We start from the raw sequence: 15918 nt of genomic DNA on the forward strand, positions 1-15918 counted from the left end.
CCTCGAGCCGGCCCTGCGCGGCGGCTGGTGAATTCCCGGACACCATCCGCCGCGCTCGGCCCGCCGCGTCACTTCGTGTTGATCACCGAGGAGGACCGGTAGGTATCCATGGTGGCGCCGTTGCGGTCTTCGTCGAACAGCGTGTCGCTGCCGAAGCTGGCGCGCAGGCCGATGACGAACTTGTTGGCCCTAATGTCGTCGGTAGACGTTTCGAACTTCCTCCGTTCGAATTCGTAACGTCCGAACACCGCCCATGGCGTTTCGTCGAAGCGATACATTGCCTGGACGGCGGCACCGACCACGTCCTCGCTGGTGCCGTTATAGTCGGTTTGGTTGAAGTCGAGCTCCGCATCGAGGCGAAGGTTCTTCTGGACGAAATAGCGCGCCACGCCGCGCACGCCCCATTGGTCGCCGTCAAAATCGTTCACGGTGAGCTGGCCGACACTGGCCTGGCCGTAAAGGGTCAGGTTGCCGAGGTAGAGCTGTGCCTCCGGACCGACCGCATAGTTGTAGACGGTCACGCCTTCGGCGAAGCCGAACGATGTGTAGGCGGCGAAGATGCCGGCGGCAAAACGGTCGGGATCGCGATAGAAGCCATGGACCGCGCCGCGCGTGTCATCCAGGGGGTCGTAGTGGCCCCATATGCGGTCGTATGTCAGGTCGCCCTGCAGGTTCCAGCGCTGCGCGAATGCGATGTTGACGCGCGCTGCCCCGCCGCCGGCCCGGGTCGTGTAATCGTCGCCGACAAAGCGGAGCCCGCCGAGATAGAGTTCGCCGTAACCCGAAATCCGCGGCGTCGCCACTGTCTCCTCGGCCAGCGGCGGCGGGGCGTCTGCGGCGAAAGCGGAGGTCGTGGCGGCCAGTGAAGCGACGACAAGTAAAAAGCGATGCATTGAGAACCCCGAAAAATATGCGTTCCGGACCCCGCGTCCGGCGAATGACCGTCAATTGGCCGATACCGCGGCCGGCGCTGACGGGCCTTCCCGTGTTGCATCGTTCGCCGTGCCGCGTCTTGGGCCGGACCGCATGCGAATTGTCCTGGAGTGCGCCGCCGCACTTGGAGCGCCGGTGTGACCATTCGGCATCAGCCGACACCGTTCAGAATCTGTAGGCGATGCCGAGCCGGATATCGTGCGTCTTCAGTTCGATCGCATCGGGGTTCGCGGCGGCCCCATCGAAGGTCGAGTGCCGTATGGAGGTGTGGCGGCCGAAGTCGGCAAAGCGATATTCACCCCGGACCACCCAATTGTCGCTGACCGCATATTCGGCGCCGGCGCCCAGCGCATAGCCCGCGATGGTGTCCTCGACATCGGCATAGGCATCTCCGCTCGGAAGGAAGACGGTGCTGTGCTTGTAGTGCGCCATCGCCACGCCGGCGGTGACGAAGGGGAGCCACCGATCCATCGCGTAGCCGGCCCTCAGGCGAGCGGACCCGATCGGGTTCAGTTCCAGCACACCGCCGAAGCCCGGATCGTCGACGCCCAGCGCCTGATAGACGGTCGTGTCCTTGAGATTTGCGAAGTTGTAATCGCCCTCGACGCCGAGGACCAGGCCGCCGTCGAACTGCTTCATATAGCCGGCATATAGGCCACTGAGGCCGCCCGAAAGGCCGCCGTAGCCCCAGCCGTAGCCGCCAAAACTGTCAGGTGCGAAAGTCTGGCCGATCCTTGCGTCGCCCCATCCGTATCCGGCCTGCGCGCCGATATAGCCGCCGGACCAGTTGTAGGTGGCCGAGGCCGGCAGTCCGGCGTCGGCGGCTGAAGCCATGCCGGCGTGAGCAAGAAAGAAGGCTGTGGCGAGAAGTATCGTTTTCATTGCTTGTCCGCGGTCCCCGAGATGTTCGCCACGGCGGAAGTGCTTCGCGGCGCTACATCGCGGTCTTGCATTGTTCGCCGTCCCGCGTCTTGGGCTGGACCGCACCGGACTTGTCTTCGGGCGTGCCGTGATGCTTTCCTGCCCGGTGTGGCCGTTCCGCACCGGCCGGATCAGACCGGATCGTCCGATTGCGGTAGAGCGTCTCACGGCGACGGCGAACCGCCCCGACTATTCCCGGGGAAAGCCGTTTGCCTTACCTGGCGCAGCTCGGCGTCGAGCCGAAGCGGCGGCGGAAGCAGCGGTTGAAATAGGAGACGTCGGAAAAACCGCTCAGCAGCGCGATCTCACTGATGCGCATGCGGTCGTTGCGCCGGTCGCCAAGCATGCGGTGGGCCCTCTGCAGGCGCAATTCGAGAATGCGCTCGGCGAAGCTCGCCCCGGTCTCCTGCAGGAGGTCGTGGACATAGCGCACGGAAAGCCGCAACTGCTGGGCGACCTGCTGGGCCGAGATGGCGGGATCGGCGAAATTGTCGCGGATCTTGTCCAGTATGGCCTGCAGCCTCGCCGCGCGCAGGCCGCGCATGCCGGCGAGTTCGGCGGGATCGCCCTTGGCGCCGGTCACCAGGCCGACCAGGTCGACGATGGTTTCGGTGGCATGGGTGACAAGGTTGGGCGAGACCAGGGCCGGGCCCGCCGCCAGGAAGCTGCAGTACCGCCTGAGCATGCCGAGCGCCTCATTGTCGGCCGCGACGGTCAGTGCCAGCCGATCCTCGACACGGGCGAAGGCATTCTCCAGTATCTCGCGCGGGACGACGATGTTGGCCCACACATTGCTGTCGCCGCCGCTCATTTCCAGCGCTTCCGAGGCCGAGACCAGCGCGGCCTCGTTTTTGCCGACGCTGTAGTCGCGGCCGGCCTGGGCGCCGCTCAGCCTGGTATCGCCATTGTTGATCAGGAGGAGATAACCGTCGCGGCCGTCATCGGCGATGTTGCGGGCCTTGCGGCTGGCATGCTGGATCGTTCCGGCCATCTGCCCCAGCACCAGCGGCCCGACCGCCGTCGCCTCGATGGCCGCGGCAAACGGCCGATTGGCCGAGATGGCATATTCGACCGACCAGATCTCCGCGACATGGATATCCTGCCAGAGCGCGAACCGTGCTTGATCGTCGAGATGTGAGGGCAGGTCGACCGACGAGAAGACGTTCTTTTTCAAAAATAACCGGCCCTTCCCGCGCCTTCTAGGAAATGCAGCGTATGAAACTTGCTCGCGTCTTGTCCAGAGTTGGCGATATTTGTGCCTTGCACGACAATTTCATTGCCGTCCCGGTCAAGAATTCAGCCGATATTGCCAAAACTGGCGTTCGAAATTTCAAAACAAGCTGAAATATACAGGAGCGCGGGAATCATCTCCGCCGCATCACCTTCGTACACTCGCGGTGGTTGAGCCCGTACTTGCGCCTTTCGCCGATCTTCCCGAAATGTGTGTGTCGCACCGGTTGTCAAACCACCGGATCGGAACGAAAGCGATTTCTTTTCGCGGGACCGTTCCGAGGCGGAACCTTCCACCGCTGACCAGGTTTTGTGGCGCGGTCAGGGAGGAATGGCATTGGACAGTTTTCAGAGGCTCGAAGCACTCCTCGACAGTGCCGGCGGCGACAGTATCGAAGAAGCGGCCGCTTTGCTGCGCCGCTTCACGGGCAGGTCGCAGGAGATCGCAGCGGCGGTGGACGAGTTCATGCTGGACTTCAAGACATTGGTCTTCGTTATTGAAAGCGGCAAGGAAGGGTTCGAGAAATCGATCCGCAAGCTGGCGCGCGCCAGGCTTTCGAAGATCAAGCTCCTGATCGGCGTCCCGGCGTAGCGGGGCACGTCCACAAGCCGAGCGCCGATACGTGTCTCCGCGCAGCCGCTTCAAGTTTCTTCGCTGGTCGCAAAGTCAGGGAACCGACTTTCTTGCCATTGGCGACATCGCTTTATCGCTTATCCCTGGGAACAAAGCGCTCGGGCGCAGATTAAGTCCTCAGCACATAAGTGCATAAACAAGGACCTTCCCGATGAAAACTCGCCTTCTTATGGCCACACTGGCCACAGCCACAACTATGGCTTTTGCGCTGCCAGCCTTTGCTGCCGACAGCGCCCAAGACTTTGTCGACAAGGCAGCGAACGGTGCGATGTTCGAAGTGGATTCGAGCAAGATCGCCGAGACCCGATCGCAGGATCAGAGCGTCAAGGATTTTGCGCGTAAGATGATCGACGATCACGGCGCGGCCAATGCCAAGCTCGAGACGATCGCCGGCGAGCAGAAGCTGACGGTTCCCAAGGAACTGGACGCCAAGCACAAGAGTGATGTCGACACCCTGAAGAACGGCAAGGATCCGGTCGACGGCCCCTACGTCCAGATGCAGCGCGACGCGCACACCGATGCCGTGAAGCTGTTCGAGAGCTACGCCAAGGACGGCGACAACGCCGAGCTGAAGACGTTCGCCGGGCAGACCTTGCCGACACTCAAGATGCACCAGGAGATGATCGAAAAGATCGCGGCGACCTCGGGCACCCAGTCATCAAGTTCGCAGACGCCCAAGGTCACGGTCGGCGACAAGCCTGAGCAGGCCCCTCCGCTATCCGGCGCGAACAGCTTCACCGAAGACCAGGCAAAGGACCGGATCCAGGCCGCCGGTTTCTCGGATGTCTCGAAGCTGACCAAGGACGACCAGGGCATCTGGCGCGGACAGGCGAGCAAGGGCGGCAAGAACACCACCGTTGCGCTGGACTACAAGGGCAACGTTGTTGCCGGCACCAACTGAATCCGAAAATCGAGGAGATCAAGCACATGAAAACCGTAACCGGACTATTCGACAATTATGACGACGCTTCCGATGCCGTTGGCGAACTGGAAGCCACGGGCATTCCGCATTCCGACATCAGCATCGTCGCCAACAACGCGGACAACCGGCACGAAAATGACGGCTCCAAGGTCGCGGATGATGCCGCGGGCGGTGCTGGACTGGGAGCCGCGATCGGCGGAGCCGGCGGGCTGCTGGCTGGACTTGGCCTCATGGCCATTCCGGGCGTCGGCCCGGTGGTGGCGGCTGGATGGTTGGCGGCCACCGCGGTCGGCGCGGTGGGAGGTGCCGTGGTTGGCGGGGCCGCGGGTGGCATCGTCGGCGCGCTGACCGATTCCGGCGTGTCTGAAACCGATGCACATGTCTACGCCGAGGGCGTGCGCCGTGGCGGCACATTGGTCACGGCCAAGGTCGATGACCAGTTCGTGCCCGAGGCTGAAAGGATTCTCGGGCAGGCCAATTCCGTGAACCTGGAAGAACGGCGCGGTGAATACGAGGCTGAAGGTTGGACCGGCTTTGACGCCGATGCGGAGAATCACCGTTCGAACGAAATCGGACGCGACCGAGCTCGTGACGTGAACCGCATCTGACCTCGAGCAATTCCAGGACATAAAGAGTTGGGGCGGTTAGCCGTCTCCATGAAACGGTGAACCGCTCCGGAAGCTTCGCTGCCGCATCGTCATTTCGGCGGCGAAGCTCCCTAAGCCTATCCTTTCAGCAGCGCCGCCAGCCTTGGAATGCCCTCGGTCACCGCGCGGCGGTCGGCCAGGGTGAAGGACAGCCGCAGCGTGTTGCGTCCGGTGCCGTCGGCATAAAAGGCATTGCCGGGCACAAAGGCGACGCGCGCCTCCTTCACCGACCGCGCAAGCAGTTCGGTTGCATCGATCCCTTCCGGCAGCGTCGCCCAGACGAACATGCCGCCTTCCGGACGGCTCCAGGTCACGCCCTTGGGCATGTTGGCTTCCAGCGCGCCGAGCAGACCATCGCGACGCTCGCGATAGGCGCCGATGAGTTTTTCGACCTGGCCGTCGAACACGGATTCGGCGACGCGGTGCATGACGAGCTGGTTGATCGAGGGGCTGTGCAGGTCGGAGGCCTGCTTCATCAGCACCAGCTTCTCGACCACATGGCGCGGCGCGCAGACCCAGCCGACGCGCATGCCCGGCGACAGGATTTTCGAGAACGAACCGCAATAGAGCGTGCGCGCCTTGTCGATGCCGCCGGAGCGCGCGCAATCGAGCGCCAGGATCGGCGGCACGCCCTCGCCGTCATAGCGCAGTGCACGATAGGCGGCGTCCTCGATGACGGCGATGTCGAGTTCGCCGGCAAGGTCGAGCACCGCCTCGCGCTGCTGCCGGTCCAGCGTGTTGCCGGTCGGGTTGGCGAAATCGGGAACCAGATAGGCGAACTTGACCTTGCCGCCATTTGCCGCCGCCGCCGCGCGATAGGCATCCGGCGTCATGTTGCCGCCTTCGGGCCGCAGCCGGTCATAGCGCGGCTCATAGGCGTTGAAGGCCTGCAGCGCGCCAAGATAGGTCGGCCATGTCACCAGCGCGGTGTCGCCTGGCGACAGGAACAGCTTGCCCAGATAGTCCAGCGCCTGCTGCGAGCCGGAGGTGATGAAGATGTTGGCCTCGTCGCAGGCGACGCCCAGCTTGCCCATCTGCGCGGCGATCCAGCGCCGCAACGGCAGATAGCCTTCCGAGACCTGGTACTGCAGCGCCGCCCCCGCCTCCGCGCCACCGAGCACCTCGGCGTAGGCATCGCGGATGGCGTCGGCCGGAAACAGCGCCGGATCGGGAATGCCGCCGGCGAAGGAGATGATATCAGGCTGGTCGAGCAGCTTCAGCAGCTCGCGGATTTCTGAGGCTTTCATGCGCGACGAGCGCGAAGCCAAGAGGTTCAAAAGGGTCAAGTCACGCCTCCCCGGACGTTTTGTATATAGGTCAACTTGGCTGACCTATATCCGCTTTGCCAGGCAATTTGAATAGTGCCTGAAAGCCTGGCGGTATACGCCAGTCACCGCGGAATTGCCCTAAAGGCTCTTCTTGTAGCCAATATGGCTGCCCGTGAAGCCGAGGCTTTCGTAGAAACGGTGTGCGTCCGCCCGCCCCTTGTCGGTGGTCAGTTGCACGAGACCGCAGCCGCGTGCCCGGCACCGGTCGATCGCCCATTCGAACATCCGCCGGCCGATGCCGCCCGAGCGGCGATGGCCGGTGATCCGCACCGCCTCGATCTGCCCGCGCCAGGCGCCCTTGCGTGAAAGTCCGGCAAGAAAGGTGATCTGCAACGTGCCGATCACCTCCACGCCATCCACGGCCACCGCCAGCAACTGGTTGGGATCGGCGTCGAGGCGTTGAAGGCATCGACATAGCCTTGCGCCAGCGGCAAGGAGGCATCCTCGCGGGCGGCGCCCAGCGGATCGTCGGCTAGCATGGCGACGATGGCGGGAAGATCGGAGGCTTGCGCCTTGCGGAAGGTGATCATGGCGCCGGGATAGCGCGAGGCGGTGGTGGCGGCAATAGATCGAGAGCGAGCCTTTGGGTGCGAGACTGATAGTGGGTAGACTGGCAAGGCCGGCGCTGCCAACCTCGCAGGTTATGCCTCGCCCTCATACACCCTCTGCGCATGCGTCAACGCCGCGTCCAGCCTCTCGCCCTCGGCATAACCAGCCAGGTTCTCCGGCCGCTCGATGCCGGGCAGCAGCCTTGGACATGGCTCGGCCGCGCCGATCACCATGCGCACCGGGATGACGCCCGCCCAGACGGGATGGCCGTAATCCTCCTCGTCATCGCCGACACCCTTGGCGCGCACCTTGGCGGACGCTTCCTCGATGCGCATGCCGATCACCGTCGTCGCCTTGGCCTCCTGCGCCGAGATCGGCCGCAAGGTTTCGCTGCGGCCCGGATAGAAGCGGTCGACGACGCCGGCCAGTGCCTTCATCTTCTCTTCCGGGTCATCGACGATGCGTGCGGTGCCGAAGCACATGGCCGAGCGGTAGTTGGCGGAATGGTTGAAGCCGGTGCGCGCCAGCACCAGCCCGTCGAGATGCGACACGGTGAGACAGGCCGGCGTGCCGCCGCGCAACTGGCGCAGCATGCGGCTGGCCGACGAGCCGTGCCAGTAAATCCAATCACCCTCGCGCCAGTGGATGGTCGGCGTGCAATAGGGCTGGCCGTCGAAAGTGTAGGCGACGTGGCAAAGCAGCCCGGCATCCAGCACCGCGAAGACGGCCGCATGGTCGTAGCTGCCGCGCTCATGCAGGCGCTTGACCCGGTTGCGGCTGGTGGTCGGAAAGCTGGCGGCAACATCGTTCACGGCTTGCATCCTCAACTATTGTTTGCCAACCATGCGCCATGACATTGGTCGATAAAAGAACCAATCAAGGCAATAAAACTCAGACCAATCCACCGGATTGGTCAGCGCTGATCCCGGTTCTGCCCGGCGACGGCCCGCGCAGCCGCGAGCTTTACGCCGCGCTCAGGCGGCTGATCGAGACCGGCGCGCTGGCCGCCGGCGCCAAGCTGCCGACCACCCGCGACCTCGCCCGGCGCTTCGGCCTGTCGCGCTCGGCGGCGGTCGCCTGTTTCGAAATGCTGATCTCGGAAGGTTTTGCCGTCGCCAAGGTCGGCGCCGGCACTTTCGTCGCGCGCGATGTACCCTATCTGCCGACAACACTGGCCAAGGCGCGTCCGCCAGAGATCGATCCCGCCACGTCGTTGCCTTGCGGCCTTGGCGTCGCTGTGTCCGACCCTCGCACGCTCAACCTGTTCCGCATCCTGTTGTCGCGCCACCTCGCCCGCCCCGGCCCCGAACATTTCCGCTATGGCGATCCGCGCGGCGGCGTCGCGCTGCGCACCGCGATATCAACCTATCTGCGAACCGCGCGCGGCGTGCGCTGCGACGCCGGCCAGATCGTGCTGACCTCGGGCACGCAGCAGGGGCTCGACCTGCTGGCGCGCGCCGCGCTTCGCCCCGGCGACGCCGTCTGGCTGGAAAACCCCTGCTATCCCATGGCGCACGCCGTGCTGGCCGGCAGTGGGGCCAGGATTGTCGCCGTGCCGGTGGACAGCGAAGGGCTCGATCCCGAAATCGGCGAAAGCCTGTGCCCAAGGGCGCGCGCGGCCTACGTCACGCCCTCGCACCAATATCCGCTCGGCGTGACGATGACGATGCGCCGCCGCCTCGCCCTGCTCGACTGGGCGCGGCGCAACGATGCCTGGATCATCGAGGACGATTACGACAGCGAGTTCCGCTATGCCGGCCCGCCGCTGACCTCGCTGCAAGGCATGGACGGCGCCAACCGCGTCGCCTATCTCGGCACCTTCTCCAAAGTGCTCTTCCCGGGCCTGCGCATCGGCTATGTCGTGGTGCCGGAACCGCTGCTCGATGCCGTGATGGCGGTCAGGGCCCGCTCCGACCGCTACCCCTCGACACTGGCCGAAGGCGCGCTGACCGACCTGTTGAACGAAGGCCACTTCGCCGCCCATCTCAGACGCGTGCGCCGCCGGGTGCAAGCCGCGCGCGACGTGCTGGTGGCTGGCCTGCACGCCAATTGCGGCGATGCGCTCGATGTGACGGTTCCCGAACAGGGACTGCATCTGATGTCGATGCTGAAGGGTGCGGGACCGGACACCGCCATCGTCGAAGCCGCAAAAGCGGTGGGCGTCGGCGCGCGGGCGCTGTCCGCGATGTTCATCGACGGCGCGCCGAAGCACGGGCTGGTGCTGGGCTTTTCCGGGTTCTCGGATGAGGAGTTGAAGGCGGCGACGGCAAGGTTGGGCGGGGTGATGCGGCATTCTCTCGCTTCGTCATCCTAGGGTCTGCGCCGCGTCGCTTCGCTCCTTGCTTCGCCCTAGGATGACAAAGGCGCGGGTACCGCCTCATCAATCCCCATCCGCCGCGGGCTTGGCCTTGCCGCACTGCGCCAGCACCTTGCCTATGGCCCCGCTCGAGCCCTTCAGCGGAAAGCTGATCGGGCCATATTTGGCGGCACTGACCGACACATCCCCCTTCGAGCGCAGCAGGTCGAGCAGCGGATCGGCCTTGGCCAGATTGACCACGAAATAACCGTACATTTCCTCAAGCTGCAGCGTCTTGGTCACCGTCTTGCCGTCGGCCTTGAAGTCGAACGCGCCGCTGATTCCGGGCTCCGTCTGCTGGCCGCTGGCGCCCAGATCGTAGCTCAGCACCGGCGTTTCGAAACAGGTCAGCATCAGTTGCGCGTCGCCCTTCGGCCCGCCGCAGACCGAGGCGGTCAGCACCTTGCCGCCTTCGTCTTCCTCCATCTTCGCGCTCCAGCCGCTGCACGACGCGGCAAAGGCCGGCTGCGCGGCCTGCAGCGCGGCCAAGGCACCGGCGACGACGAGATGTCCTGCTTTCATGAATTCCCCCTGACAATTGCAGCACCCGCGGCCAGCATATAGGAAAAGCGATCCCGTGGCATCGCCTGTCGCGGCACGGCCGTTCGGGTCGTTTTGGAGAGCGTTGTGTCGAGAGTTCGCCTGTGTCTTCTGCTGGCCGCCCTGGTGGCCTTGCCGCCCACCGCCCATGCCGAGTGGAAGCCGGTCGAGAAGGTCGAGACCTACGCCATTTCGGGCCAGTCCGGGCTGGAGCTCTACCGGTCGATCGGCGAGAACGGACCCAATGTCGGCATTACCCGCGCCATCGCCTACACCAATTTCAAGCTGACCTGGGGGGTCCGGGACTACAAGCCCAGGGGCAAGGATTGCGTGCTGACCGCGGGGAAGCCGAAACTGATCATCACCTACACCTTGCCAAGCCCATCCGCCCCGCTACCGCCGGCCGTCCAGAAGAACTGGGAAGTGTTCATCGCCGGCGTCAGCGCCCATGAGAAGGTGCATGGCGCCAGCATGATAAAAATGGTGCATGACATCGAAGCCGCGACAGACGGCCTGACCGTCGCCGATGACCCCAAATGCAGCAAGACCAGGGCCGAAGTGGTCAAGCGGCTCGATGCGATCTCGAAGGCGAGGATACAGGGCAGCCGGGATTTCGACCGCGTCGAGTTCGGCCAGGGCGGCAATCTGCAGAAGCTTGTGCTAGCCTTGGTGAATGGCGGCTGAGCACCATCATCGCGGCTCGATCAGGTCCGGCCCCCCAGCCCCGACGCCATGGCGCGGTCGCCACGGTGGCAAACTCGCGCCTTTCCTCTTCCCCGTCGATCGAGGGCCGCTCGGCCCGCCGCCCTACCGGCCCAGATCAAGCGCGGCGCTCAAATCCCCCATCGGCGGCTGGTCGTTGTTGCGCAGCGCCTTGTCGCGGGCGACGATGCCCGGCAGCACCGGCAGGTCGTAGCGCGCGGTGATGAAGCGCAGGATCGACGTCGTGTCGTATTGCGTGTGGTCGACCGTGCCCATCTTGGCGTAGGGCGAGATGATGAAGGCCGGGACGCGGTTGCCCGGGCCCCAGCGGTCGGCTTTGGGCGGCGCGACATGGTCCCAGAAGCCGCCATTCTCGTCATAGGTGACGACCACCAGCATGTGGCTCCATTGCGGGCTCTTCTCCAGATGCGCGACGAGGTCGGCCAGATGCTGGTCGCCCGATGTCACATCGGCATAACCGCTGTGCTCGTTGAGATTGCCTTGCGGCTTGTAGAAGCTGACAGAAGGCAGCTTGCCGTCGTCGATCGCCTTGATGAATTCGGAGCCGTCGAGACCGCCATCCCTGAGATGCGCGGTACGCGCGGCGGTGCCCGGCGCATAGGCGGCGAAATAGTTGAACGGCTGGTGATGGAACTGGAAGTTCGGCACCGGCGTCGCGTTCTTGCCGTCGAGCGTGGCCTGCCAGGCGCCGGCATACCAGGCCCAGTCGATCCCCCGCAGCGAAAGGAGGTCGCCGATGGTGATATCGTGCTGCGGCGGCAGCGTCGTCGGCTGCGCCGGGTCGGCCAGCGCCTTGTCGCCGCCCTCGGCCGGCTTGTTGGCGCTGGGCTGGTAGGGTGGCTGCATGGTGTTGACGACATGGAAGTCGGGCGTGATGGCGCCGTCATTGACGAATTTCGGCACGCCGCCAAGGGCGGAGGGCGGCGAGTTGTCGGCGACCTTGAGTGTCTTGCCATCGGCCTCGACGACGGCGATCTGGCCCTTCACCGGGCTGGTATCGGCGTTTGGATAGACCGGGACGCAGGCGCAGGCGAGCTGGAAATGGTTGAGGAAGGAACCACCAAAGGCGCCCTGGAAGAAATTGTCGGCCAGCACGTATTTCTTCGCCACCGCCCACATCGGCAGGCTGGAGCCGTCATAATGGCCCATGACAAGACCGCCGGAATCGGCCCAGGCGGCGAACTTGTCGTTCCGGCCGTCATCGATCTGCATCTGCTCCTGGTAGAACCGGTGCCAGAGGTCGCGCGTGACGACGGAGGTCTTCTCGTTGAAGCCGCTGGCGTCGTCTATGGCGAAGCTGGCGTTGCCGAGATGCGCCGACTGCGCCTCGGTCACAACAGGCGTCACGCCCTTGGCGGTCAGCCCGCCCCAGGCCGGCGGCAGTTCTGAAAGCGGCTTGCCGTCGCGGTCGAGCTGGCGCGCCTGGTCGGCCGAGACATTGGCCAGCCCATTGGCGCCGGGGAAGCCGCCATAAAGATTATCGAAGCTGCGGTTTTCGGCATAGATGACGACGACGGTGTCGATCTTGTCGTAGCCGGGAGGGGCGGCGTTGGCAGCGCCAGCGACCGATGCCAGGGCGGTGGAGGCCAGGAAAAGCGAACTGAAGGGCCGCATCAAGGAGTCCTCATGGCTAAGGGGAATGGCTAGAGGCGTCGTGCATGGCCGGAGGCCGCGCATGCAAAGAGCTACGTCGATGCCTTGTCACCTTTGTGACACTTGCCTCGCCCGCGAACACGGTTTCGTGAAGAACGGGAGCAGTCATCAATCCGTTGCAGTGCGACCCTAACTGCGGAGCGAAATGGACCGGGAAGCGATGACGACGGGACGAGGCAAACGCCTGATGATCGCGGCCGCTGCCGCCTCGTTGTTCGGCCTTGCCCTCGCCTGGCCGCAAACCCTTGTCCATGCCGGATCCGGCAGCGTCCACCCCGGCCCGCTGTCGCGTGCCGATGCCTTCGCGCGGGCGCAGGCACTCACGGCGCTTGGCCGAAAAATGTTCTTCGATCCGGCCCTGTCCGCCTCGGGCAGGCAGGCCTGCTCGTCCTGCCACGACCAGCGTCACGCCTTCGGCCCGGCCTCGGCCAAGCCGGTCGAGATGGGCGGTCCAAACCTCGACCAACCAGGCGTGCGCGCCGTGCCGTCGCTGCGCTATTTGCAGGCGGCGCCCGCCTTCACCGAGCATTTCTACGATTCCGAGGACGAGGGCGACGAGAGCGTCGACAATGGCCCGACCGGCGGCCTGACCTGGGACGGCCGGGCCGACCATGGCAAGGACCAGGCGAAAATCCCCCTGCTCTCGCCTTTCGAGATGGCCAACAAGGACGGGGCCGCCGTCACATCAGCCCTGCGCAAATCAGCCTATGCCGGCGAGTTCAAGGCGGCCTTTGGCGACGACGTGTTCGACCACCCGGACGATGCTTTCGACGCCGCCGCCGAGGCGCTCGGCACGTTCGAGCAGAGTGCGCCCGATTTCTATCCCTATTCCAGCCGCTACGACGCCTTCCTCGCCGGCAAGGCTGAGCTCACGGCGCAGGAGCTGCGCGGCCGCGCGCTGTTCGAGGACGAGGCCAAGGGCAATTGCGCCAGCTGCCATCTCAGCGAACCCGCCAATGACGGCGAGCCGCCGCAATTCACCGATTTCGGCCTGATCGCCATCGCCGTGCCGCGCAACGCGGCAATTCCCGCCAATGCCGATCCCGACTATGTCGATCTCGGCCTGTGCGGCCCGCTGCGCACCGACTTCAAGGGCCGGACCGAGTATTGCGGCCTGTTCAAGACGCCGACGCTGCGCAACGTCGCGCTGCGCAAGAGCTTCTTCCACAACGGCACGTTCCACACACTGCGCGACGCGGTCGCCTTCTACGCCAGCCGCGACACCGATCCCGGCCGTTGGTATCCCAGGAATGCCGATGGCACGGTCCGGCAATATGATGATCTGCCAAAGGCTTACTGGCCGAACTTGAATCAGGAACCGCCCTTCAACGGCAAAAAGCCCGGCGACGGACCGGCGCTCAACGATGCCGAGATCGACGATATCGTCGCGTTTCTGCAGACGCTGACGGACGCCGATCAGCAGGCCGGGACAGTGCCCGCGAACTGACCCCTTGCTAGCGCCGCCAGGCCGCCAGATCGGCCAGGATCCCTGCCTTCAGCGCGGGGTCGGCGTAGCTCGCCTGCACCGATGTCGCGGCGAGCTGGCGGATGGTTTCGTCGTCCCAGGCGAAGGCCTCGGCGCAAGCGGCGTAGGATGCTTCAAGCGTGGTGTCGAGCAGCGCCGGGTCGTCGGTGTTGATCGAGACCGGGACACCGGCCTTGCGCAGGGCGTCGAGCGGATGTTGCTCCAGCGAGGGATAGACGCCAAGCGCCAGATTGGAGACCGGGCAGATGCCGAGCGGAATCCGTCTTTGCGCCAGCAAGTCGACAAGGTCCGGATCCTCGATCGCCCGCACGCCGTGGTCGATGCGGTCGGCACCCAGCAGTTCTATTGCGTCGCGAACGCCTTCGGGCCCGCTCGACTCGCCGGCGTGAACCGTGCGCCGCAAACCCGCCGCGCCGGCACGGCGAAACGCCTCGGCGAAGCGCGGGCCGGTGCGCCCGGCCGCCGCTTCGTTCCCGTCGATCGACAAGGCGACCACGCGCCTGTGCCTGATGTCGCTCAGCAACTCCACCAGCTCGATCGCTTCCGCCGCCGACTGGGTGCGCAGCAGGCTGACGCAAAGCCCCGCCGGCGGGTGCCCATCCTGTTCGGCGGCAGCGAAGCCCGCGTCGAACGCGTCGATCATCCCCGGAATATCCTTGTGCCAGTGCGGCCAGTGGGTCGGATTGACGATGACGTCGGCGTAGCGCACGCCGCTTCGGCCCATGCGCTGCGCGAATTTGTAGGCCGTGGTGGCGAGGTGTTCGCGCGTGCGGAATGTCCCGCACAACCAGTCGAGCATCTCGAGGAAGCTTTTGAGGTCGTGGGCTTCGAACAGCCTGTCGCGCGGCGCCCACAGCGGAATGCCGGCTTCCTCGCAGTTCCGGATCACATCGTCGGCCTCGAAGCAGCCCTCGATATGGATGTGCACTTCGGCTTTCGGCAGTCCGATGAAGTCGGTCAATGACGCCCCCCCTCTTGGCCGGCACCATCAAACCATGAAACGGTCGCTGTCGGTTTCAAGAAATGATTGAAAGAACTGCGCAAGGGCCGCGAGATTGGCGGCGCCTGCCAGAAACTGACTCCTCGCCCCGCTTGGTCTACGCACAACGCTCGTCCGGCAAAGCTCCCTTCCTTTCCCTCCGGAGGGGGGAAAGGTGGCGCTGCGAAGCAGCGACGGATTGGGGGAACCGCGTGCCAATCAAGCCTCGGGCCGATCAGTCACGCCAGTCACGGAAGATGTGTGCATGGCGTAGCCGATCGAACCCAAGCTCACAGCGCCCTGATGACACCCCCATCCACCCGAATGTTCTGGCCGGTGATGTAGCCCGCACCGTCCGAAGCCAGGAACGCGATGGTCGCGGCGATTTCCTCCGATGTGCCGTAGCGTTGCATCGGCACGTTGTCGCGGCGCTCCTCGGTGGCCGGCAGGCTGTCGATCCAGCCGGGCAGCACATTGTTCATGCGCACATTGTCGGCGGCGTAGGTGTTGGCGAAGATCTTGGTGTAGGCGGCAAGGCCGGCCCGGAACACGGCCGACGTCGGGAACATCGCATTCGGCTCGGCCACCCAGGCGGTCGAGATGTTGATGATGGCGCCGCCCTTCTGCTTGACCATCTGCGGCGCCACGATGCGCACCGGCCTGATCACGTTGAGCAGATAGACATCCATGCCGGTGTGCCATTGCTCGTCCGTGATCTCCAGGATCGGCGCACGCGGGCCGTGGCCGCCGCTGTTGACCAGCACGTCGATGCGGCCAAAACGCTCCAGCGTCAGGTCGGCGAGGCGCTGCAGATCCTCATTCGACTGGTTGGAGCCGGTGACGCCAAGCCCGCCCAATTCCTTGGCCAGCGCCTCGCCCTTGCCCGACGAGGACAGGATGGCGACCTTGAACCCATCCGCCGCCAGCCGCTTGGCCGCCGCCGCCCCCATGCCGCTGCCGCCGGCCACGACCACAGCCACTTTTTCTACACTCATTGGATTTTCCTCTTCGGGTTGG

15 protein-coding genes and 1 pseudogene are annotated in these 15918 nt (G+C 64.9%); 6 read left to right on the top strand and 10 right to left on the bottom strand.

The window, feature by feature from the left end:
* Positions 1-68 precede the first annotated feature (68 nt).
* The 3 genes from AC07SZ_RS09085 to AC07SZ_RS09095 form a co-directional block, all read right to left on the bottom strand.
* Entirely contained in the window at positions 69-893 is an 825-nt protein-coding gene (locus AC07SZ_RS09085; RefSeq protein WP_494913995.1) for an outer membrane beta-barrel protein, read from the bottom strand.
* A 205-nt stretch (positions 894-1098) separates the two neighbouring features.
* Positions 1099-1815 (bottom strand): outer membrane protein, encoded by a 717-nt coding sequence (locus AC07SZ_RS09090; RefSeq protein ID WP_494913996.1) that lies wholly within the window; start codon positions 1813-1815, stop codon positions 1099-1101.
* Positions 1816-2068: 253 nt separating this feature from the next.
* Positions 2069-3028 carry an AraC family transcriptional regulator gene (locus AC07SZ_RS09095; protein WP_172373015.1) on the bottom strand — a complete coding sequence of 320 codons (960 nt, stop codon included), beginning with the start codon at positions 3026-3028 and terminating at the stop codon, positions 2069-2071.
* A 387-nt stretch (positions 3029-3415) separates the two neighbouring features.
* Here AC07SZ_RS09095 and AC07SZ_RS09100 point away from each other — a divergent pair, with 387 nt between their 5' ends.
* The 3 genes from AC07SZ_RS09100 (at position 3416) to AC07SZ_RS09110 (ending at position 5248) form a co-directional block, all read left to right on the top strand.
* Positions 3416-3676: a hypothetical protein gene (locus AC07SZ_RS09100; protein ID WP_056571499.1), complete on the top strand. Its 261-nt coding sequence runs from the start codon at positions 3416-3418 to the stop codon at positions 3674-3676.
* 193 nt (positions 3677-3869) lie between these two features.
* Positions 3870-4619 carry a DUF4142 domain-containing protein gene (locus AC07SZ_RS09105; RefSeq protein ID WP_056571496.1) on the top strand — a complete coding sequence of 250 codons (750 nt, stop codon included), beginning with the start codon at positions 3870-3872 and terminating at the stop codon, positions 4617-4619.
* 26 nt (positions 4620-4645) lie between these two features.
* Positions 4646-5248: a general stress protein gene (locus tag AC07SZ_RS09110; RefSeq protein ID WP_056571493.1), complete on the top strand. Its 603-nt coding sequence runs from the start codon at positions 4646-4648 to the stop codon at positions 5246-5248.
* A 116-nt stretch (positions 5249-5364) separates the two neighbouring features.
* Here AC07SZ_RS09110 and AC07SZ_RS09115 read toward each other — a convergent pair whose 3' ends face one another.
* From AC07SZ_RS09115 to AC07SZ_RS09125, 3 genes and pseudogenes are all read right to left on the bottom strand, one after another.
* The gene (locus tag AC07SZ_RS09115; RefSeq protein ID WP_494914169.1) at positions 5365-6534 is read right to left on the bottom strand and encodes an aminotransferase-like domain-containing protein; all 1170 of its coding nucleotides are present in this window, start codon (positions 6532-6534) and stop codon (positions 5365-5367) included.
* Between the two features lie 159 nt (positions 6535-6693).
* Positions 6694-7145, bottom strand: a pseudogene (locus AC07SZ_RS09120) (GNAT family N-acetyltransferase).
* Positions 7146-7256: 111 nt separating this feature from the next.
* The gene (locus tag AC07SZ_RS09125) at positions 7257-7976 is read right to left on the bottom strand and encodes a pyridoxamine 5'-phosphate oxidase family protein (RefSeq protein WP_494913997.1); all 720 of its coding nucleotides are present in this window, start codon (positions 7974-7976) and stop codon (positions 7257-7259) included.
* Positions 7977-8014: 38 nt separating this feature from the next.
* On the opposite strand from AC07SZ_RS09125, the gene pdxR reads away from it, so the two are divergent.
* The gene (gene pdxR, locus AC07SZ_RS09130) at positions 8015-9478 is read left to right on the top strand and encodes a MocR-like pyridoxine biosynthesis transcription factor PdxR (protein ID WP_494913998.1); all 1464 of its coding nucleotides are present in this window, start codon (positions 8015-8017) and stop codon (positions 9476-9478) included.
* A 66-nt stretch (positions 9479-9544) separates the two neighbouring features.
* Here pdxR and AC07SZ_RS09135 read toward each other — a convergent pair whose 3' ends face one another.
* A complete protein-coding gene (locus tag AC07SZ_RS09135; protein WP_494913999.1) occupies positions 9545-10042 on the bottom strand; it encodes a hypothetical protein in 498 nt (165 codons plus the stop codon).
* Positions 10043-10147: 105 nt separating this feature from the next.
* Here AC07SZ_RS09135 and AC07SZ_RS09140 point away from each other — a divergent pair, with 105 nt between their 5' ends.
* On the top strand, positions 10148-10744 hold the full coding sequence (locus tag AC07SZ_RS09140) for a DUF922 domain-containing Zn-dependent protease (RefSeq protein ID WP_494914000.1): 597 nt from the start codon (positions 10148-10150) through the stop codon (positions 10742-10744).
* A 123-nt stretch (positions 10745-10867) separates the two neighbouring features.
* On the opposite strand, the gene AC07SZ_RS09145 is transcribed toward AC07SZ_RS09140, so the two are convergent.
* Positions 10868-12397: an acid phosphatase gene (locus AC07SZ_RS09145; protein WP_494914001.1), complete on the bottom strand. Its 1530-nt coding sequence runs from the start codon at positions 12395-12397 to the stop codon at positions 10868-10870.
* Positions 12398-12596: 199 nt separating this feature from the next.
* Between AC07SZ_RS09145 and AC07SZ_RS09150 the strand changes: the two genes are divergently transcribed.
* Entirely contained in the window at positions 12597-13883 is a 1287-nt protein-coding gene (locus AC07SZ_RS09150; RefSeq protein ID WP_494914002.1) for a cytochrome-c peroxidase, read from the top strand.
* Positions 13884-13890: 7 nt separating this feature from the next.
* Here AC07SZ_RS09150 and add read toward each other — a convergent pair whose 3' ends face one another.
* Together add and AC07SZ_RS09160 are read right to left on the bottom strand one after the other, a co-directional pair.
* Entirely contained in the window at positions 13891-14883 is a 993-nt protein-coding gene (gene add / locus AC07SZ_RS09155) for an adenosine deaminase (protein WP_494914003.1), read from the bottom strand.
* Between the two features lie 308 nt (positions 14884-15191).
* On the bottom strand, positions 15192-15896 hold the full coding sequence (locus tag AC07SZ_RS09160) for an SDR family oxidoreductase (protein ID WP_056572128.1): 705 nt from the start codon (positions 15894-15896) through the stop codon (positions 15192-15194).
* Between the last annotated feature and the right edge of the window lie 22 nt (positions 15897-15918).

Source organism: Mesorhizobium sp. GW821-FHT07A06, from assembly GCF_059419085.1.